The following is an 18,624-nucleotide window of genomic DNA, read 5'->3' as shown; positions in this document are numbered from 1 at the left end:
GCCACGTGCCTTTTCTTCCGGAGCGGCGTCGATCGAGGAGTAGTCCTTGAACTCGCCACCGAAGCGCTCGGCACCGATCTTGGTCAGTGCGGCGGTCAGCGTGGTCTTGCCGTGGTCGACGTGACCGATGGTGCCGACATTGACGTGCGGCTTGGTGCGCTCGAACTTACCCTTGGCCATGGCTGCTTATCTCGAATTCGTCTGAGAGGTGATGCTTGAGATGGTGCTCACGAAAGGAATCGAACCTTCGACCTCTTCCTTACCAAGGAAGTGCTCTACCGACTGAGCTACGTGAGCCGAGTTTTGCATTATGACATGAACTCGATAATATTCAAAGTTCATTCAATGGAGCGGGAGACGGGAATCGAACCCGCACCATCAGCTTGGAAGGCTGAGGTTCTACCATTGAACTACTCCCGCGCCGGGAATGTCACAACGTGAAACTGGTGGAGGGAGGTGGATTCGAACCACCGAAGGCGTAAGCCAGCAGATTTACAGTCTGCCCCCGTTGGCCGCTTGGGTATCCCTCCTTACCACCCCAACCCGTTGCCGCCGAAGCGTTGCGGTGTGTGGTGGTGAGCCGCTTATTCTGCTGATGGGACGGGGGGCTGTCAACGCTTTTTTCCATTTTTTTCACACGCTGTCGCAAACCCATTGATACGCAAGGTTATTGCCCGGGAACCGGCAGGGTCTCGTTGGCGAAAATTGCGACATGAGGGACGCCGTCGCCGCCGATCCAGCCCCGATACATGCCCTGGGTGTTGAACGGCGTGGCCATTTTTCCGTCTGCGCCGAGCACGATCGCACCGCCGTCGCCGCCCATCTGCGGAATCGTCTCGTTGATCACGCCCTTGCCGGCCTGCTCCGGGCTCTGCCCCTGGTAGCGCATGCGCGCACAGATCTCGTGCGCGGCCGCAGTGCGGATGTAGTACTCGCCCCACCCGGTGCCGGACACCGCGCAGCGTGCGTCGGCCCAGGTGCCGGCACCGATGATCGGCGAGTCACCGACCCGGCCGTAGCGCTTGTTGGTCATGCCCCCGGTGGAGGTGCCGGCGGCCAGATGCCCCTGCGCGTCCAATGCGACCGCACCAACGGTACCGAAGTGCTTTGCAGTCTCCAGGTCGGCATGTGCCTGGCCACTGGCCTCTTCCTTGAGGGCGCGCTGCAGCTGTTGCCAACGCTTCTCTGTACGGAAGTAGGAGGGATCGACCAGAGGAATGCCCTGCTCGGCGGCGAAGGCTTCGGCGCCCTGCCCGACCATCATCACGTGGCGGGATTTCTGCATCACGGTCTGCGCCAGCAGGATCGGGTTGCGCACCCGCTGCACGCCCGCCACCGCGCCCGCCGCCTGGTTCGCGCCATCCATGACCGCCGCATCCAGCTCGTTGCGGCCGTCGTGGGTGAACACTGCGCCCTTGCCGGCGTTGAAGGTGGGATCGTCCTCCAGCACGGTGATCGCCGCAGTGACCGCTGCGAGCGCAGGGCGACCGGCCACCAGTTCCGCATGACCCTTCAGCAGTGCTGCCCGCAGCGCGTCACGTGCGGCCTTTTCCTCGGCCGGCGACAGGTCCTTGCGCTCGACGCCGGCGCCGCCGTGGATGACCAGCAGCGGTGAAGCGGCCGGTGCGGCCTGGGCAAGCATGGGCAGGGACAGCAGCATAGACAGCGCCAGGCGCAGTTTCATCGGATACGTCTCCAGCAGGTGGGCAAGGGAGGCATCATCGTAGAGCCGAGCCCATGCTCGGCTGATGCCTCGATTGAAGAGCAGCCGAGCGCGGGCTCGGCTCTACAGCATCCCATGCGTGGCCACAGGATCGCCGGGTCACTGGCGGATGATTTCGATCTCGCCATCGCTGACGTCGGCCACGGCCTGGTAGTCGGCCTCGGCCTGGAAGTCATCCAGGCGCATGCGGCTGCCGCTGGCGACCACCGTTACCGGCACCGCGTGGAAGCGCAGCGGCTCACCTTCGACCAGGCGGTCGGCATCGCGGCCGGGGCTGACCACCCAGACCTTGCCCTCGCCGTCAGCACTGTAGACCTGTGCCTGGCCATCGGGCTCCACGCACAGGGCAGTGTCTTCGTCGATGCCGATGCCGACGATGCCGGGGTCGCCACTGTCCTGGGCGGCGCGCGCCACGAACACGATCAGGCGACCGAGCCGGTCGCGCTTGTCGAAGTGGGTGTCGGTGACCACGCGCTGCAGGTAGGGCATCTGCAGGAAGCCACTGTCCATGGTCACCGCACTGCCCATCGGGTCGGCCAGCGCACCGGCGGAGGTGATGCTGCCGCCGTCCATCGCGCCGTAGGCATAGCCACCGAGGATGGCGAGCCCAGCGCTGGTACCGGCAATCGGCTTGCCGGCGCGCACATGGGCGTTCAGCGCGCGGTTGAGCGCAGTGCCCTTCCAGAAGCGGATGTAGCGCGACTGGTCACCACCGGCAATGAAGATGGCATCGGCGGCGGCAACCACGCGCAGCACGGCCGGATCGTCGGCGCCGCGGCGGCTGTCGAAGACCAGCGTCTGCACTGCGGTGGTACCGCCGATCTCGCGGTACAGGCGGTCCTGCAGCTCATCACTGCCAGAAGCGCGCAGGATCAGCACGCGGCCATTGCCAGCCTGCTTCAGCCACCAGTGGAAGGCCTCCGGCACCCATTCGCCACCGCCCATCAGCATCATGGCCGGTGCGCGCGGACCGGGCCGGGGCGCGTCGAGATCGCCGGCTTCGTAGTAGGCGAAGCCCGGGCCCTGCAGGTCCTGCGCAAGGGCGACCAACGGCACGGCCAAGACCAGCAGCGCCAGCCAGGCGAAGGGGGCACGCACGGTCCGATGGAGGCGTCGCATCTTGATCTCCCTGAACAAAATCGACTTGCAAGCGTTTCCACTCTTTGCCAGATAGGGACCCAGTAGTCAAGGACATGAAAAAGGCGTTAAATGCGCGCGCCCGTTCCGGAAATCTGAATGGGGGACAGGGCCCCTCCTCTGCGGGCCGGCTTCATTTCCGAGAATTCCTCATGCGTAGACAGGCGATGGCGTGGTCGATCCAGCTGGCGTTGATGGGCGTGGCTGCTTCCGCGGCGGCCCAGGCACCGGCTTCCTCTTCGGTGCAACAACTGGACGCGGTGCAGGTCACCGGCTCGCGCATTCCGCGCGCCCAGGTGGAAGGCCCCGCCCCGATCACGGTGATCAACGCCGAACAGATCCGCTCCAGCGGCTTCACCAGCGTGCCGGACGTGCTGCGTGCAATGACCCAGAACGGCGGTGAGACGCAGAGCCAGCAGTCTTCCAGCGGCGCCGACTTCTCGCCCGGCGCCCAGCAGGTGGACCTGCGCGGCCTCGGCCCGAACCACACGCTGGTGCTGGTCAATGGCCGCCGCATCGCCGACTTCCCGATGCCGTTCAAGGGCCGCAGCAACTTCACCGACGTCTCCAACATCCCGCTGGGGATGATCGAGCGCATCGAAGTGCTGACCGGCAGTGCCTCGGCCATCTACGGCTCGGACGCGATCGCAGGCGTGGTCAACTTCATCCTGAAGAAAAAGGCCGACGGCACCACGATCGACATGCGCATGGGCACCACCAGCGAAGGCGGTGGCGAGTCGTTCGACATGAGCCTGGCCAGCGGCTTCAGCCGCGGCAACTTCAACGCCGTGTACAGCGTCGAGCTGCAGTCGCAGACCCCGCTGTGGGCCTATGAGCGCGACATCCAGGATTCGACCCAGGACGGCCCCACCGAGGGCTCGCGCATCGCCCGCCGCGCTTACCTGCGTACGGACTACAACGACGACTACCTGGATCCGGGCGCGGCCACCTGCGAAGCGCTGGCCGGGCAGAACCAGGGCAGCACCTACCGCGCCTACCGCCCGCGCTACGGTTATTACTGCGGCAGCGACAGCTCGATCGGCTACGGCACCATCCTCAGCAAGCGCCGCGGCGCCAATGGCTACGCCTCGCTGAGCTACGACTTCGACAACGGCCAGCAATGGTTCGCCGATGTGCAGCTGGGCTACCACACGATGTCGCTGATGCGCGACGTCACCAAGTGGGGCCGCATGGACGCCAATGGCGATGAGTCGGGCTACTTCAACAACCAGGCCACCGGCGAGATCGAGTTCTGGCAGCGCCAGTTCTCACCCGAGGAAATGGGGGGCCTGCGCAATGCGATGGTACGCAGCACGCAGAAGACCTTCAGCGTGACCACCGGCTTCAAGGGCAATCTGGCCGGCAACTGGGACTACGAAGCGGCGCTGAGCCATTCGCAGTACCAGTCGCGGATCAGCTGGGCGCAGATCATCGCCGCCAAGGCCAATGACCTGTTCCTGGGCCCGCAGCAGGGCGTGGACGACGACGGTTTCCCGATCTACAACGCGGACCCGTCGCGGCTGTACCGGCCGCTGACCCGCGCCGAGTACGATTCGATTGCCGCACGCACTACCTATTCGCCGAAGTCGCGCACCGAGACGGCTGCATTCACGCTGACCAATTCCGCGCTGTTCGGCCTGCCGGGCGGTGATGCCGGGTTCGCCGCGACCGTGGAAGTGGGCCAGCAGGCCTATGCGCTGAATCCCGATCCGCTGGCCACCCAGTACTACTACTACAGCTGGAAGGATTCGGACGGCCAGGGCTCGCGCAACCGCTGGGCGACCGCCGCCGAGCTGCGCATGCCGCTGCACGAGACGGTCAACCTGAGCGTGGCCGGCCGCTACGACCAGTACCGCTATTCCGGCCACACCATCGGCAAGGCGACCTGGAGCGGCGGTCTGGAATGGCGCCCGATCGACACGCTGCTGGTACGCGGTTCGTATGGCACCGCGTTCCGCGCGCCGGACCTGCACTACGTGTTCGCCGGACCGGGCAACGACGAGACCACCGCCGAAGACCTGTACAGCTGCCGCGCCGATGGCGCTAGCGACTGTTCCGACTACGAGCGCAACCTGATCCGCAGCCGCACCGGCAACCGCCAGCTCGACCCGGAAACCAGCACCTCGTGGAGTGCAGGCTTCGTCTGGTCGCCGGCGATCGGCCTGGACCTGTCCGTGGACTGGTTTGACATCGACATGCGCAAGCAGGTGCAGGACATGGACGTTCGCACGCTCCTGGCCAACGAAGCCAACTGCCGCCTGGGTACTGCCGACATCAACTCGCCGACCTGCGTGGACGCGCTCGACCGCATCACCCGCACCGGTGATGGCCGCCTATACGGCGTGCGCGTCGCTCCGATCAACGTCGCCCGCGAATCGACCTCCGGTATCGACGTCGGCCTGCGCTACCGCATGCAGACCGGCATCGGCGATTTCATCCTCAACGGCACCCACACCTGGGTGAAGAAGCACGATTTCCAGCGCTACCCCGGTGACCCGACCCTGGACCAGTTCGCGGTCAACAGCGGATTCGACATCCCGCGTACCAAGACCAGCCTGAGCGTGACCTGGGAGAAGGACGCGTGGTCGGCGACGGTCTATGGCTCGCGCCTGGGCAAGCTGCCAACTTCGGACAGCTACGACCAGTCGTTCGACTGGGACAGCGGCGACAGCCCGTACGTGAAGGCGACCTACCGCTACAACGCCTCGGTGCAGTACCGCTTCGACGACCACTCGCGCCTGTCGCTGTCGGTGGTCAATGTGTTCAACAAGATGCCGCCGAAGGACACCACGTATACCGCGTACCCGTACTACGACGTGTCCTGGTTCGACAGCGTCGGCCGCACCATCAACCTGCAGTACACCCACAAGTTTGGCGGCACCGCGCTGTAAGGCGCGCCGCCTTGCAGGACGTGGACGACAAGGCCCGCCATTGGCGGGCCTTGTCATTTGCGCTCTGGTAGATGCCCACCTTGGCGGGCACTGTCTCGCCGCGCGCCCACCAAGGTGGGCGGCTATCAGTGGGCCACCGGGGTTTTCCACACAATGCGTGGAGAGTGATGGGAACTTGATGTGGACAAGTGGGTTCGAGCGTTGCGATGCAGGCATTTCCGGGCGTGGTTATTTTTTATCCACGCCTCCCGTTGTTTTCCACACCACGCGTGGAAAGCGATGGGAACTTGGTGTGGACAAGTGGGTGCGAGCATTGCAGCGCAGGCGTTTCGAAGCGTGGTGAAAATCTGTCCAGGTCGCGCGGGCGAGCCCCTTGTAGAGCCGAGCCCACGCTCGGCTCCGGCTGGCATCAGCCGAGCATGGGCTCGGCTCTACATCGGCTTCGCCGGTTTTCCACATGCGGCGTGGAAAGCGATGGGAACTTGGTGTGGACAAGTGGGTGCGAGCATTGCAGCGCAGGCGTTTCGAAGCGTGGTGATTTTTTATCCATATTCAGAAACGCGAACGCCCCGCACGAGGCGGGGCGTCCGGGGTTGATCCGATGCCGCTGGATCAGACGTTGAAGCGGAAGTGCAGGATGTCGCCTTCCTGCACGCGGTATTCCTTGCCTTCCAGGCGCAGGCGACCGGCTTCCTTGGCGCCGGCTTCGCCCTTGTACTTGATGAAGTCGTCATACGCGATGGTTTCGGCGCGGATGAAGCCCTTCTCGAAGTCTGTGTGGATGACCGCGGCAGCCTGCGGGGCGGTGGCACCCTTGCGCACCGTCCACGCGCGGACTTCCTTCACGCCTGCGGTGAAGTAGGTCTGCAGGCCCAGCAGGCTGTAGGCCGCGTTGATCACGCGGTTCAGGCCCGGCTCGCTCAGGCCCAGGTCGGCCAGGAAGGTATCGCGGTCTTCGTCGTCGAGCTGGGACAGCTCTTCCTCGATCGCGGCCGACACCGGCACCACCTGCGCGCCTTCTGCGGCGGCATGCGCGCGCACAGCTTCCAGGTGCGGGTTGTTCTCGAAACCGTCTTCCAGCACGTTGGCGATGTACATCACCGGCTTCAGGGTCAGCAGGAACAGGTCGCGTACCAGCGCCTTTTCTTCATCATCCAGGCCGACCGAACGACCAGCCTTGCCGTCGGACAGTGCCGCCTGCAGCTTGGCCAGCACCGGCTTGCGCGCCGCTGCGTCCTTGTCGCCGCCCTTGGCTGCACGCTCGGCACGGTTCAGCGCCTTCTCGACGCTGTCCAGGTCGGCCAGCGCCAGCTCGGTATCGATGGTTTCGATGTCCGAGATCGGGTCGACCTTGCCGGCGACGTGCACGATGTCACCGTGCTCGAAGCAGCGCACCACGTGGGTGATGGCATCGACTTCGCGGATGTGCGCCAGGAACTTGTTGCCCAGGCCTTCACCGCTGGCGGCACCGGCGACCAGGCCGGCGATGTCGACGAACTCGACCGCGGTCGGGATGACCTTCTGCGGGTTGATGATGCCCGCCAGCTCGTTCAGGCGCGGGTCCGGCACCGGCACGATGCCGACGTTCGGCTCGATGGTGCAGAACGGGAAGTTCGCCGCGGCGATGCCCGCCTTGGTCAGCGCATTGAACAGGGTCGACTTGCCGACGTTGGGCAGGCCGACGATGCCGCATTTGATACCCATGGGTGACAGCTCTCTGGGGTGAAAGTGATTGGGGAAACAGCGACATGGGCGCTGCTTTTCCAATCATTCTCCGTACCGACCAACGGTCGGTACCTACCGACCTGGTTGACTCCGTACCGACCAACGGTCGGTACCTACCGGCCTGGTTGACTCCGTACCGACCAACGGTCGGTACCTACCGGCCTGGTTGACTCCGTACCGACCAACGGTCGGTACCTACCGGTCTGGTTGACTCCGTACCGGCCAACGGTCGGTACCTACCGGTTATTTCGGGGTGTGCAGGCGCTTCATCGCTTCGTTGAAATCGCCCTGCACCGCCAGCGGCAGCACGTCGATCGCATCGTCGATGGCGCGCGCGATCAGCACGTCATCGTCCTTCGACGGGCGGCCGAGCACCCAACCCACCACGCGGTCCTTGTGGCCGGGGTGGCCAATGCCCACGCGCAGGCGATGGAACTTGCCATGGCCGAGCAGGCGGATGGTGTCGCGCAGACCGTTCTGACCGCCGTGGCCACCGTCGAACTTCAGCCGTGCCGCGCCGGGCGGCAGGTCCAGTTCGTCGTGGGCCAGCAGGGTTTCCTCCGGCTCGATCTTCCAGAACCGCTGCGCGGCGGTGACCGACTTGCCGCTGAGGTTCATGAAGGTGGCGGGCTTGAGGAGCCACACCGTCTGCCCGGCGATCTCGACCTTGGCGGTCTCACCGAACAGCTTGCTGTCCACATTCCATCGCGCACCGGCTTTCTCCGCCAGGGCCTCAACGAAATGAAACCCGGCATTGTGCCGGGTCCGGGCGTGTTCCGATCCGGGGTTGCCCAGACCGACGATCAGTCGCAGTCCTGCCATGGTTCCTTCCAGTACGGTGCCTGCCCGCAGGCAGGCACCGTAGCGGTATTACTCGGCGGCAGCCGCTTCTTCGTCGGCCGCGTCGGCCTTGCCGGCCTTGGCGGTGACGATGGCGTCGTCGTGGTCCTTGCCCAGCGCCAGGGCCGGGATTTCCACGCCCTTCGGCAGCTTGATGTCGGACAGGTACACCACGTCACCGGCCTTCAGCTCGCCCAGGTCGACTTCGATCGACTCCGGCAGGTCCTTCGGCAGGCAGGTGATGGTCACTTCCTTCAGTTCGTGGGTGACCACGACGTCGGCAGCCTTGCCGGCCGGCGAGGTGTCTTCGTTGACGAAGTGCAGCGGGACCGAAGCGGTCAGGGCTTCGTTCTCGTTCACGCGCTGGAAGTCCAGGTGCATGATCAGCTGCTTGTACGGGTGGCGCTGCATGTCACGCAGCAGGACCTTCTGCACCTGGCCATCCAGGTTCAGGTCCAGGATCGAGGCATAGAACCACTCGTTCTGCTGGGCCAGCCAGATTTCGTTGTGGTCCAGGCTGATGGCGACCGGCTCGGCGTTGCCGCCGTACACGATGGCCGGGATCACACCGGCGTGACGCAGGCGGCGGCTCGCACCCTTACGCTGCAGTTCACGCTTGGTGACCTTGATTTCATGGGTCTTCGACATTTTCGACTACTCAGGTTGTTGCCGCGCCCTGCGGCGTGGCGGTTGAAGATGCTTCCGCGACCAGAAGCACCCGGGGTATGCCCCCGCCGTTGCCGGCAGGGGCGAAAACTCAGTCGACGTACAGCGAGCTGACCGACTCACCGAAGGCGATGCGGCGCATCGTTTCAGCCAGCATTTCCGCCACGCTCAGCTGGCGGATCTTGCTGCACACCCGCGCCGCGTCCTTCAGCGGGATGGTGTCGGTCACCACCAGCTCGTCGAGCTGGGAATTGGTGATGTTGTCCACCGCCGGGCCCGACAGCACCGCGTGGGTGCAGTAGGCGGCGACCTTGAGCGCACCGCGCGCCTTCAGGGCAGCAGCAGCGGCGCACAGGGTGCCGGCGGTGTCGACGATGTCATCGACCATCACGCAGGTCTTGCCTTCGACGTCACCGATGATGTTCATCACGGTGGAGACGTTGGCGCGCGGGCGGCGCTTGTCGATGATCGCCAGGTCGGCGTCATCCAGGCGCTTGGCCACCGCACGGGCACGGACCACGCCGCCCACGTCCGGCGACACAACGATCAGGTTCTCGGTGCCGTAGGCGCGCCAGATGTCGGCCAGCAGCAGCGGGGACGCGTACACGTTGTCCACCGGAATATCGAAGAAGCCCTGGATCTGGTCGGCGTGCAGGTCGACGGTCAGCACGCGATCAGCGCCCGCGGTGCTGAACATCTTGGCCGCCAGCTTGGCGGTGATCGGCACGCGCGAGGAGCGCATGCGGCGATCCTGGCGCGAGTAGCCGAAATACGGCACCACGGCGGTGACACTGGCCACCGATGCGCGCTTGAGCGCGTCGATCAGCACCAGCAGCTCCATCAGGTTTTCCGCGCTCGGCGCGCAGGTCGGCTGGATCACGAACACGTCCTGCTTGCGGACGTTCTCTTCGATCTCCACCTGCACTTCGCCATCGGAGAAGTGCGAGACCAGCGCCTTGCCCGGGCGAACCCCCAGTTCCTTGCAGATGTTCTGCGCCAGACGTTTGTTGGCGTTGCCGGAAAAGACCAGCAGGTTCGGGGACTCTTGCATCATGATTGTCTCGGGCGGGGACGAGTGGCGGGGATCCGGAGTCGGCAAGGACCCCGATGGACCCTTGCTGCTGACAACACCGCGGTTGTTTCCACGTCCCGCGCGGGCGATGCGCTGGAAGGCGCGGACACAGCCGCTATTGGCAGGGGCGGTAGGATTCGAACCTACGAATGCCAGGATCAAAACCTGGTGCCTTGGGCCTCTTGGCGACGCCCCTGCAGTGATAAATCAGTGTTGCTCGAGTGCATCCAGCAGTGGCGAACGCGCTACGCCCGCTGCCACCCTTGCCCGCAACTCCTTCGGCAACTTCGACCGTCCCTGCTCTGCGGCAGACTGCGATGCGAACTCGACGAAACAACCACTTCCCGAACCGGTCAGCCGCGCCGTGCCGATGTCGCTCAACGCGGCGAACGCTGCCTCGACGGCAGGCTCACGGCGGCGCAGCACCGGTTCGAACGCATTCCCGACCAAGGTCCCGGAAGCGAAGTCCTCTATTTTCGCCACTGGGCTGTCGCGCGTCAAATCCGGGTCTGCAAACAGTGCTGGCGTAGGAACATGAACGCCCGGTTCGACCAGCACGTACCAGGCCGGGGCCAGAGTGATCGGCTGCAGGCGCTCGCCCACGCCTTCGGCCCAGGCGTTGCGCCCGCGCACGAATACCGGCACATCTGCGCCCAGGCGCAGGCCCAGCGCCGCCAAAGCCTCTTCATCCAGACCCGCCCGCCACAGCCGGTTCAGCACCACCAGCGCCGTGGCCGCGTCGGACGACCCCCCGCCAAACCCACCCCCGGCGGGAACGTGCTTTTCGACGATGATGTCTGCACCTTGCTCGACCTTTGCCGCTTCCTGGAGCAGGCGCGCGGCACGCACCGCCAGGTCATCAGCCTCGGCCACGCCGGCCAGGCCCTCGCCCTCACGGCGCACCTGGCCGTCTTCACGCAGGCGCAGGCCAATGCGATCGCCCCAGTCCAGCAGGCGGAACACGGTCTGCAGCTCGTGGTAGCCGTCGGCGCGGCGGCCGGTGATGTGCAGGAACAGGTTCAGCTTGGCCGGGGCCGGCCACCAGGACCAGCCCGCGTCATCGTGCCCGGCACTCATGGGGCGCCCTGCCCCCACTGGTCCACCAGCAGGCGCACCTTGGCGTCGCCATTGCTGGCCTCGATCCGGCGCGGCAGCGCCGGGCGTCCGGCCTCGGCCGGGTACCAGTCCAGATACTGCACCTGCCAGCCCATCTGCTGCATGCGACGCGGCCGGCCGTCAGCGTCGCGCTCGACCTTCTCCGGACCGGCAGCATCGCCGGCCACCAGGCCACGGATCCACTGCGGCAGCTGGTTGACCGGTATGTCCCAGCCGGTCGCTTCCAGCAGCAGCTGCTGGGCGTCCTCGCCGTCACGCGGCCCGCCGGCCAGTCCTTCCAGGCGGCCGGCTTCGGAATGGGTATCGCCGGCCAGCTTCCAGCTCTGCCGGGTCACCGGCGCGCTCAGCTCGACCACATAGCGGCGTCCTTCCTGCTTCCAGTCGATGCGTCCGCTGCCGCCGTCCTTGCCCTTGCTGACCGCGACCCGGCCCTGGAAAGCCCAGTCCGGCTGTGCCTGCAGCGCGGCCACGCGCGCCGCCTCGGCCTGCGCCGCTTCGGCTGAAACAACCTCGACCACCGCCGGCGCCGGGGTCTTCTGCGTGCCCACGCTGGTACAGGCGGTCACCGCCAGGGTCACGGCCGCCAACAGCAGCGGCCGGATCAGGGAAACACTCATGGATTGAATTTCTCGCGGGCGCGCAGCAGCGCGCGGTTTTCAGGATCGAGCTTGGCCGCTTCTTCGAAGAAGTGGCGGGCCTCGTCATGCTTGCCCAGCACCCAGAGCACTTCGCCAACGTGGGAAGCGATCTCCGGGTCCTTGGCCAGGGTCCAGGCCCGGCGCAGCTGCACCAGTGCTTCTTCCTTGCGACCCAGGCGATACAGCACCCAGCCATAGCTGTCGACGATGGCGGCGTTGTCCGGTTCGGCCACGCGGGCGCGGTCGATCAGCTCCAGCGCTTCCTGCAGGCGGCCGGTACGGTCGGCCAGGGTGTAGCCCAAGGCATTCAGGGCCGGCACGTTTTCCGGGTCGGTCACCAGGATCTTGCGCAGGTCGGCCTCGGCGCGCGGGATATCGTCGCGGCGCTCCCAGGCGAGTGCACGGGCGTACAGCAGGCCGTTGTCATCGGGGTAGGCGGCCAGGCCGCGGGCCAATGCATCCAGTTCGCCGGCACTGTCATCGCCGCGCTGGCGCAGTTCAGCCTCCAGCAGATAGGCGTCGCGACGCACATCGTCATCGACCACCGCATCGGACTGGATCGCGTGCACTTCATCCAGGGCCTGCGGCAGGCGCCCGGCCAGGGCCTGGGCATTGGCCGCGCGCAAGCGCGCTTCGCTCAGCTCATCGCCGCCGGGCACGCTGTGGTACCACTGCACCGCCTCCGGATAGCGCTTCAGGTACTCGGCGATCTTGCCCAGCAGCAGGCGCTGCGCCGGGTCCGGCTTGGCCGCCTGCCGCGACAGTTCGTTGTAGAGATTGGACAGCGCTGCCTTGTCGCCCTGCTTGGCCAGCAGCGAGGCGCGCATGCCCCAGGTCTGCACGTCCTGCGGGCCGAACGCCAGCACGCGCTCGGCCGCAGCAGGCTGCCCCAGGCTGTCGTAGGCGATGGCCACCGCATTGCGCAGTTCCGGGTCCTGGCGCGTCTTCGGCTCCACATCGTGCAGCAGCGACAGCGCCTTGTCGGTCTCGCCCGCTTGTTGCAACTGGCTGGCGCGCAGCAGTGCCACACGTGGCTCTTCCGGGAAGCGCTTGACCACCTCATCGATCATCCGCCGCGCCAGCTCGGGCTTTTCCATGCGCAGCGCGAGTCGGCCAAACTCCTGCCAGGCCTCGATCTTCGGCGGAATTGCATTGGCATCGACCAGCTCGCCGAGCACCTGCGCCGGCACCGCCGGGTCGCGCCCACCGCCGATCAGCGCGGCCAGGGCGAACTTCCAGCCGCGCTCGTCGGGGTCGGCCAGCAGCGCCTGAAGTTCAGTGCGGGCGGCCTTCACATCGCCCTGGCGCATGGCCAGCGCACCGGCGGCGCTGCGCAGGGTCAACGAGCTTGGCGCGCGCTGCTGCCACAGGGCCAGGCCCTTGGCGGCGCTGGCGTCATCGTTGGCGAGCATGGAAATGCGGGTCGCGCGCTCGGCCAGGCCGGCGTCGCCGTCGGTCTGCTGGGCCGCCTGCAGGTACCAGCGCGCCGCCTCGGCCAGCTTGCCGGCCTGCAGCGCGAACTCACCGGCCATCACCGGTTCCAGCGCCAGTTCCTCAGTGGCCGGGGCCCTTACAGGGGCCTTGGCCGGCACCGCCGCCAGGGCCTGGCTGCAGGCCAGGGACAGCAGCAGAACACTGGGGATGCGAATCAATGCGGGCATCGTCGGCATCGGGGCCTTAAAATGTCGTCCAATGGCCAGCAGCTTATCGCAAGCAACTGAACAATGACCCTGTGGGTGCTCGGACTGAATCACCAGACCGCACCGGTGGAACTGCGCGAGCGCGCGGCCTTCGCCGGTGAGGCGTTGCCGCGCGCGCTCGGTTCGCTGCGCGATACCCCGCAGATTGCCGAGGCGGTGCTGCTGTCCACCTGCAACCGCACCGAACTGTACGCCGTGGCCGAGTCGGCACAGGCGCTGGACCAGTGGCTGCGCAGCCAGGCCGGCGACCTGCAGGGCTATCTGTACCAGCATGCCGATGCCGAGGCTGTGCGCCACCTGTTCCGGGTCGCCACCGGGCTGGACTCGATGGTGCTGGGCGAACCGCAGATCCTCGGCCAGGTGAAGGACGCCTGGTCGACCGCGCGCGACCATGGCCTGCTCGGCCAGCGCCTGGACCGCCTGTTCCAGCAGACCTTCTCGGTGGCCAAGCGTGCGCGGACCGATACCCAGATCGGCACCAACCCGGTGTCGGTGGCCTCGGCGGCCGTGCGCCTGGCACAGAACGCGTTCGCCCGGCTGGACGATTCCACCGTGCTGCTGGTCGGTGCCGGCGAGACCATCGAACTGGCTGCACGGCACCTGAGTGAAGGCAAGGTGCGGCGGCTGCTGATCGCCAACCGCACCCTGGCCCACGCGCAGGAACTGGCCAGCCGCCATGGCGGCGTGGCCCTGCCGCTGACCGAACTGGACCGCCACCTGGGCGAGGCCGACGTGGTGTTCTCGGCCACCGCCGCGCGCGAGCCGGTGATCCATCGCGAGATGGTGGCCAAGGCCCTGCGTGCACGCCGGCACAAGCCGATGCTGCTGTTCGACCTAGCCGTGCCGCGCGACATCGAAGCCGAGGTCGGCACGCTCAACGACGCCTTCCTCTACACCGTCGATGACCTGGAACGCGCGGTGGAAGACAACCGTCGTGGCCGCCGCGAGGCCGCTGCCGAGGCCGAGGCGATCATCGACCTGCAGGTATCGCGCTTCATCGAGACCCAGCAGGCCAGCGCCTACCAGGCACCACTGCGGCAGCTGCGCGCGTTCGGCGAAGCCACCCGTGCCGAGCTGCTGGAGCGCGCGCGCCAGCAGCTGGCCAACGGCAAGCCCGCCGACGAAGTGCTGGAACTGCTGGCCCACGGCCTGACCAACCGCCTGCTGCACCCGCCGACCGCCGCACTGCGCGCCGCCGCGCTGAGTGGCGATGCCGACCTGACCCGCGCCGCCGAGCGCCTGTTCCCGGCCACGCCGGGTTACCGCCACCCACCCGTGAGACCCGATGACGCCGACCCTGCGCCGTAAGCTGGAAGCGCTGGCCGAGCGCCGCGAAGAACTGGAACGCCTGCTCGCCGAACCCGATGTGGTCGCCGACAACACCCGTTTCCGCGACCTTTCGCGCGAATTCGCCCAACTTGAACCGGTTGCCACTGCACTGGCCGATGAAGCCCGTGCCAAGGCCGACCTGGCCGCCGCCGAAGGCATGCGCGCCGATCCCGATCTGCGCGAGCTGGCCGACGAGGAGATCGCCGCCGCGCAGGCGCGCCTGCAGGCGCTGGAGCAGGAGCTCGCATTGCTGCTGGTGCCACGCGACCCGCGCGACGAAGGCAACCTGTTCCTGGAAGTGCGCGCCGGCACTGGCGGCGACGAAGCCGCGATCTTCGCTGGCGACCTGTTCCGCATGTACGCCCGCTATGCCGAGCGCCAGGGCTGGAAGGTCGAGATCGAATCGGACAGCCCGGGCGAGCACGGCGGCTACAAGGAGGTGGTGGCACGCGTGGTCGGCCGGGGAGCGTTCTCGCGGCTGAAGTTCGAATCGGGCACGCACCGCGTGCAGCGCGTGCCGGCCACCGAATCGCAGGGCCGCATCCACACCTCGGCGGCCACCGTGGCAATCATTCCGGAGGCCGACGAAGTCGATGACATCGTCATCAACCCCGCCGACCTGAAGGTGGATACGTTCCGCTCGTCCGGCGCCGGTGGCCAGCACGTCAACAAGACCGAGTCGGCGATCCGCATCACCCACCTGCCGACCGGCGTAGTGGTGGAATGCCAGACCGAACGCAGCCAGCACGCCAATCGCGACAAGGCGATGAAGCGCCTGAAGGCGCAGCTGCTCGATGCCGAACGCCAGCGCCAGGACGCGGCGCAGGCCGAATCGCGGCGCCTGCAGGTCGGCAGCGGCGACCGCAGCCAGCGCATCCGCACCTACAACTTCCCGCAGGGCCGGATCACCGACCACCGCGTGGAAGGCCTGACCCTGTACGACCTGCCCAACATCCTGGCCGGCGACCTCGACCCGCTGCTGCAGCGACTCAGCCACGAACACCAGGTCGACGCCCTGGCGCAGTTGTCGGCGGACTGATCACGATGACGGCCTGGCAGCAGCGACAGCACCTGCAGCAGGCGATCGCGCGCCAGCCCGGCGACTTCGTGGCCTGGGTGATGCTGGCCGACCTGGAACTGGAAGCCGGCGACATCGCTGCCGGCGAGCAGGCCGCACGACGCGCACTGCAACTGCGCCCCAACCATCCCGAAGCGCTGGCGCGGCTGGGCCGCGTGGCCTGGATGGCCGGCGCACATGGCGATGCAGCGAAGCTGCTGGGCCAGGCTTCGGCACTGGCCCCGCAGCACCCGGGCATCGCGTTGTGGCTGGGCCATGCGCTGGAAGATGCCGATGATGCCGAAGGGGCGGCGACGGCCTATCGCCGCGCGCATGCGCTGATGCCGGGCGAACCCTATATCGCCGCCCAGCGCCTGGCCTGGCAGCGTCGCCTGTGCGACTGGCAGGACGTGGACGCACTGGCCACACAAGTGCGTGGCGCACTGGCCAGCGGCCAAGGTGTGGTCGAACCGTTCGCGTTCCTCAGCGAGGATGCCACCGCAGCCGAACAGCTGGCCTGCGCGCGCGCGCGCGCTGCGGTGATTGCTTCGGGAGTGCGTCCCCTTCCCGCCACGAAGGTGCGCGGGCGCGGCCCCTTGCGGGTCGGCTTCCTGTCCAATGGCTTTGGCGCCCATCCCACCGGGCTGCTGACCGTGGCCCTGTTCGAGCAGTTGCGTCATGACCCGGCAGTGCAACTGCATCTGTTCGCGTTGAATCGTGATGACGGCAGCCGCATCCGCCAGCGGCTGCAGGCAGCGGCACAGCTGCATGATGTGGCTGGCCTGCGACATGCCGATACCGCCGCACGCATCCGCGCACAGGGCATCGACCTGCTGTTCGACCTGCGCGGATGGGGCGGCGGCGGCACGCCGGAGGTACTGGCGATGCGCCCTGCCCCGCTGCAGTTGAACTGGCTGGCTTACCCCGGCACGTCCGGGGCGCCGTGGATGGATGCCGTGATCGGCGACAGCTTCGTTTTGCCAGTTTCACTGGAGCCGCACTACAGCGAACGGGTGCTGCGCCTGCCGCGTGCCTTCCAGCCCTCGGACAACACCCGCATGCTGGAGCCGGCACCGTCCCGCGCCGAGTGCGGGTTGCCCGGAAACGGCGTCGTGTTCTGCTGCTTCAACAACAGCTACAAGCTCAACCCGCGCAGCATGGGCCGCGCCTTCGCAGTGCTGCAGGCGGTGCCCGGCAGCGTGCTGTGGCTGCTGTCCGGCCCCGGCCATGCCGACGCCCGCCTGCGCAGCGCCGCACAGGCCGCTGGCCTGGACCCAACGCGGCTGGTGTTCATGGCCAAACTGCCGCATCCGCAGTATCTGGCCCGCTATCAGCTGGCCGACCTGTTCCTCGACACGCATCCGTACAACGCCCACACCACCGCGTCCGACGCGCTGTGGGCCGGCTGCCCGGTGCTGACCTGCCCCGGCGACACGTTCGCCGCGCGCGTGGCCGGCAGCCTCAACCACCATCTGGGGCTGGCGCGGATGAATGTCGCCGACGATGCGGCGTTCATCACCACCGCCAGCGCGCTGGGCAATGACCCGGCGGCGCTGGCCGCGTTGCGCGCTGAACTGGCACAGGCGCGCGAGCGCAGCGGGCTGTTCGACATGGGCGGGTTTGCCCGCGATCTGTCAGCGTTGGTGCAGCAACTGGCACGTGAGAACGGCTGGACGGGCGCAGCAGGGTAAGCGCGACCAGGTAGCGTCGACATCGCCTGGGCAGCCCCTGCGCTACGCTCGGGCTTCCTCCCCGCGGGTGTGACGATGGCCAAGCTCAAGCGCAAGGACTACGACGAACTGCTGCTGCCTTTGCAGCTGGAACTGACCGCCATGGCGCGCTGGGTGCAGCACAGCGGGCAACGCCTGCTGGTGCTGTTTGAAGGGCGCGACACGGCGGGCAAGGGCGGCGCGATCCAGGCCATCAGCCAGCACCTCAACCCGCGCCAGTGCCGCGTGGTGGCACTGCCCAAGCCCACCGACCGCGAAGCCACGCAGTGGTACTTCCAGCGCTACGCCTCGCACTTGCCCGCCGCCGGCGAGATCGTGCTGATGGACCGCAGCTGGTACAACCGCGCAGGCGTCGAACGGGTCATGGGCTACTGCAGCGAGACCGAGTACCAGCAGTTCCTGCGCCAGGCGCCGGTGTTCGAACAGCTGCTGGTGGATGACGGCATCCTGCTGTTCAAGTACTGGCTGTGCGTGGACCAGGAGCAGCAGGAGAAGCGCTTCGCCGAGCGCCACCTCGATCCGCTGAAGGGCTGGAAGCTGTCCCCGGTGGACCTGAAATCGCGCAGCAAGTACAGCGCCTATACCGAAGCCCGCGAGGCGATGCTGCGCGCGACGCATCGCGAGGCGGCGCCGTGGACGCTGGTGGATTTCAACGACCAGCGGCTGGGCCGGCTGACGCTGGTACGCAACCTGCTGGACCGGTTGCCCGATACGCGGGTGGATGCACCGTTGCCCGAGCTGCCGAAGCTGAAGGGCAAGCTGCATCGCGAGCACTACGATGTGCTGAAGCCGATCGAGAACTTCCCGGTCGAGGATTAGGGTGGGTCGGCAGGGCCTGCGGCCCTGCACCTGCTACGAACCAAGGCAACAGCAACAGCCGAAGCAGAAGCGGGTTTCCTGTGGGTAGGCAGGGTGGGTCCGCTTGCGGGGGACGCCGTAAATACGTCCATGTAGGCTCGGTCGCCGCATCCATGCGGCTCACGCCCCCGCAAGCGGACCC

At 67.0% G+C, this 18,624-nt stretch carries 15 protein-coding genes and 4 tRNA genes; 5 read left to right on the top strand and 14 right to left on the bottom strand.

The genetic code is table 11. The features are described from left to right. The 6 genes from ACTXG9_RS19180 to ACTXG9_RS19155 form a co-directional block, all read right to left on the bottom strand. A partial coding sequence (locus ACTXG9_RS19180; RefSeq protein ID WP_227843741.1) for a GTP-binding protein occupies positions 1 to 180 on the bottom strand: 180 nt, incomplete at its 3' end. Positions 181 to 221: 41 nt separating this feature from the next. Then, positions 222 to 297: transfer RNA gene (locus tag ACTXG9_RS19175), tRNA-Thr, on the bottom strand. Between the two features lie 49 nt (positions 298 to 346). Further along, positions 347 to 420, bottom strand: a tRNA-Gly gene (locus tag ACTXG9_RS19170). Between the two features lie 24 nt (positions 421 to 444). Then, positions 445 to 530 (bottom strand) — tRNA-Tyr (locus ACTXG9_RS19165). A gap of 137 nt (positions 531 to 667) precedes the next feature. Continuing rightward, on the bottom strand, positions 668 to 1,684 hold the full coding sequence (locus tag ACTXG9_RS19160) for an isoaspartyl peptidase/L-asparaginase family protein (RefSeq protein ID WP_021204466.1): 1,017 nt from the start codon (positions 1,682 to 1,684) through the stop codon (positions 668 to 670). A 138-nt stretch (positions 1,685 to 1,822) separates the two neighbouring features. Beyond that, a complete protein-coding gene (locus ACTXG9_RS19155; protein WP_111105037.1) occupies positions 1,823 to 2,842 on the bottom strand; it encodes a cyanophycinase in 1,020 nt (339 codons plus the stop codon). A gap of 170 nt (positions 2,843 to 3,012) precedes the next feature. Between ACTXG9_RS19155 and ACTXG9_RS19150 the strand changes: the two genes are divergently transcribed. After that, positions 3,013 to 5,751 (top strand): TonB-dependent receptor plug domain-containing protein, encoded by a 2,739-nt coding sequence (locus ACTXG9_RS19150; RefSeq protein WP_111105025.1) that lies wholly within the window; start codon positions 3,013 to 3,015, stop codon positions 5,749 to 5,751. Positions 5,752 to 6,363: 612 nt separating this feature from the next. On the opposite strand, the gene ychF is transcribed toward ACTXG9_RS19150, so the two are convergent. The 8 genes from ychF to ACTXG9_RS19110 form a co-directional block, all read right to left on the bottom strand. Further along, entirely contained in the window at positions 6,364 to 7,455 is a 1,092-nt protein-coding gene (ychF, locus tag ACTXG9_RS19145) for a redox-regulated ATPase YchF (RefSeq protein ID WP_057502606.1), read from the bottom strand. A gap of 264 nt (positions 7,456 to 7,719) precedes the next feature. Next, positions 7,720 to 8,298, bottom strand: a complete 579-nt coding sequence (gene pth, locus ACTXG9_RS19140) for an aminoacyl-tRNA hydrolase (RefSeq protein ID WP_019661167.1) — start codon at positions 8,296 to 8,298, stop codon at positions 7,720 to 7,722. Positions 8,299 to 8,346: 48 nt separating this feature from the next. Next, positions 8,347 to 8,964: a 50S ribosomal protein L25/general stress protein Ctc gene (locus tag ACTXG9_RS19135; RefSeq protein WP_005415401.1), complete on the bottom strand. Its 618-nt coding sequence runs from the start codon at positions 8,962 to 8,964 to the stop codon at positions 8,347 to 8,349. A 109-nt stretch (positions 8,965 to 9,073) separates the two neighbouring features. Beyond that, the gene (locus ACTXG9_RS19130; protein WP_005415400.1) at positions 9,074 to 10,033 is read right to left on the bottom strand and encodes a ribose-phosphate diphosphokinase; all 960 of its coding nucleotides are present in this window, start codon (positions 10,031 to 10,033) and stop codon (positions 9,074 to 9,076) included. A 140-nt stretch (positions 10,034 to 10,173) separates the two neighbouring features. Then, positions 10,174 to 10,250: transfer RNA gene (locus ACTXG9_RS19125), tRNA-Gln, on the bottom strand. Between the two features lie 11 nt (positions 10,251 to 10,261). Next, on the bottom strand, positions 10,262 to 11,131 hold the full coding sequence (ispE, locus tag ACTXG9_RS19120) for a 4-(cytidine 5'-diphospho)-2-C-methyl-D-erythritol kinase (RefSeq protein ID WP_021202247.1): 870 nt from the start codon (positions 11,129 to 11,131) through the stop codon (positions 10,262 to 10,264). Beyond that, positions 11,128 to 11,787, bottom strand: coding sequence for a lipoprotein insertase outer membrane protein LolB (gene lolB / locus ACTXG9_RS19115; protein ID WP_019661165.1), 660 nt, complete (start codon positions 11,785 to 11,787; stop codon positions 11,128 to 11,130). The genes ispE and lolB overlap by 4 nt, the downstream gene beginning before the upstream one ends. Continuing rightward, entirely contained in the window at positions 11,784 to 13,469 is a 1,686-nt protein-coding gene (locus ACTXG9_RS19110; RefSeq protein WP_026347150.1) for a tetratricopeptide repeat protein, read from the bottom strand. Before ACTXG9_RS19110 ends, lolB begins: the two co-directional genes overlap by 4 nt. Positions 13,470 to 13,532: 63 nt before the next feature. Between ACTXG9_RS19110 and hemA the strand changes: the two genes are divergently transcribed. From hemA to ppk2, 4 genes are all read left to right on the top strand, one after another. Next, a complete protein-coding gene (gene hemA, locus ACTXG9_RS19105) occupies positions 13,533 to 14,816 on the top strand; it encodes a glutamyl-tRNA reductase (RefSeq protein WP_111104974.1) in 1,284 nt (427 codons plus the stop codon). Then, entirely contained in the window at positions 14,794 to 15,876 is a 1,083-nt protein-coding gene (prfA, locus tag ACTXG9_RS19100) for a peptide chain release factor 1 (protein ID WP_019661162.1), read from the top strand. The genes hemA and prfA overlap by 23 nt, the downstream gene beginning before the upstream one ends. A gap of 5 nt (positions 15,877 to 15,881) precedes the next feature. Next, entirely contained in the window at positions 15,882 to 17,585 is a 1,704-nt protein-coding gene (locus ACTXG9_RS19095; protein WP_019661161.1) for an O-linked N-acetylglucosamine transferase, SPINDLY family protein, read from the top strand. A gap of 75 nt (positions 17,586 to 17,660) precedes the next feature. Then, positions 17,661 to 18,443 (top strand): polyphosphate kinase 2, encoded by a 783-nt coding sequence (gene ppk2, locus ACTXG9_RS19090; protein ID WP_111099048.1) that lies wholly within the window; start codon positions 17,661 to 17,663, stop codon positions 18,441 to 18,443. Positions 18,444 to 18,624: the final 181 nt, after the last annotated feature.

Source organism: Stenotrophomonas maltophilia group sp. LNF247 (assembly GCF_054083135.1).
Note: the sequence above shows the minus strand (reverse complement) of the source record. Positions and strands in the feature narration are given on the sequence as shown.

What these genes read in the sequence shown, in the direction of transcription:
- ACTXG9_RS19160 (WP_021204466.1), bottom strand. Translation starts at nt 1,684, where the DNA reads ATGAAACTGCGCCTGGCGCTGTCTATGCTGCTGTCCCTGCCCATGCTT.
- ACTXG9_RS19155 (WP_111105037.1), bottom strand. Translation starts at nt 2,842, where the DNA reads ATGCGACGCCTCCATCGGACCGTGCGTGCCCCCTTCGCCTGGCTGGCG.
- ACTXG9_RS19150 (WP_111105025.1), top strand. Translation starts at nt 3,013, where the DNA reads ATGCGTAGACAGGCGATGGCGTGGTCGATCCAGCTGGCGTTGATGGGC.
- ychF (WP_057502606.1), bottom strand. Translation starts at nt 7,455, where the DNA reads ATGGGTATCAAATGCGGCATCGTCGGCCTGCCCAACGTCGGCAAGTCG.
- pth (WP_019661167.1), bottom strand. Translation starts at nt 8,298, where the DNA reads ATGGCAGGACTGCGACTGATCGTCGGTCTGGGCAACCCCGGATCGGAA.
- ACTXG9_RS19135 (WP_005415401.1), bottom strand. Translation starts at nt 8,964, where the DNA reads ATGTCGAAGACCCATGAAATCAAGGTCACCAAGCGTGAACTGCAGCGT.
- ACTXG9_RS19130 (WP_005415400.1), bottom strand. Translation starts at nt 10,033, where the DNA reads ATGCAAGAGTCCCCGAACCTGCTGGTCTTTTCCGGCAACGCCAACAAA.
- ispE (WP_021202247.1), bottom strand. Translation starts at nt 11,131, where the DNA reads ATGAGTGCCGGGCACGATGACGCGGGCTGGTCCTGGTGGCCGGCCCCG.
- lolB (WP_019661165.1), bottom strand. Translation starts at nt 11,787, where the DNA reads ATGAGTGTTTCCCTGATCCGGCCGCTGCTGTTGGCGGCCGTGACCCTG.
- ACTXG9_RS19110 (WP_026347150.1), bottom strand. Translation starts at nt 13,469, where the DNA reads ATGCCCGCATTGATTCGCATCCCCAGTGTTCTGCTGCTGTCCCTGGCC.
- hemA (WP_111104974.1), top strand. Translation starts at nt 13,533, where the DNA reads ATGACCCTGTGGGTGCTCGGACTGAATCACCAGACCGCACCGGTGGAA.
- prfA (WP_019661162.1), top strand. Translation starts at nt 14,794, where the DNA reads ATGACGCCGACCCTGCGCCGTAAGCTGGAAGCGCTGGCCGAGCGCCGC.
- ACTXG9_RS19095 (WP_019661161.1), top strand. Translation starts at nt 15,882, where the DNA reads ATGACGGCCTGGCAGCAGCGACAGCACCTGCAGCAGGCGATCGCGCGC.
- ppk2 (WP_111099048.1), top strand. Translation starts at nt 17,661, where the DNA reads ATGGCCAAGCTCAAGCGCAAGGACTACGACGAACTGCTGCTGCCTTTG.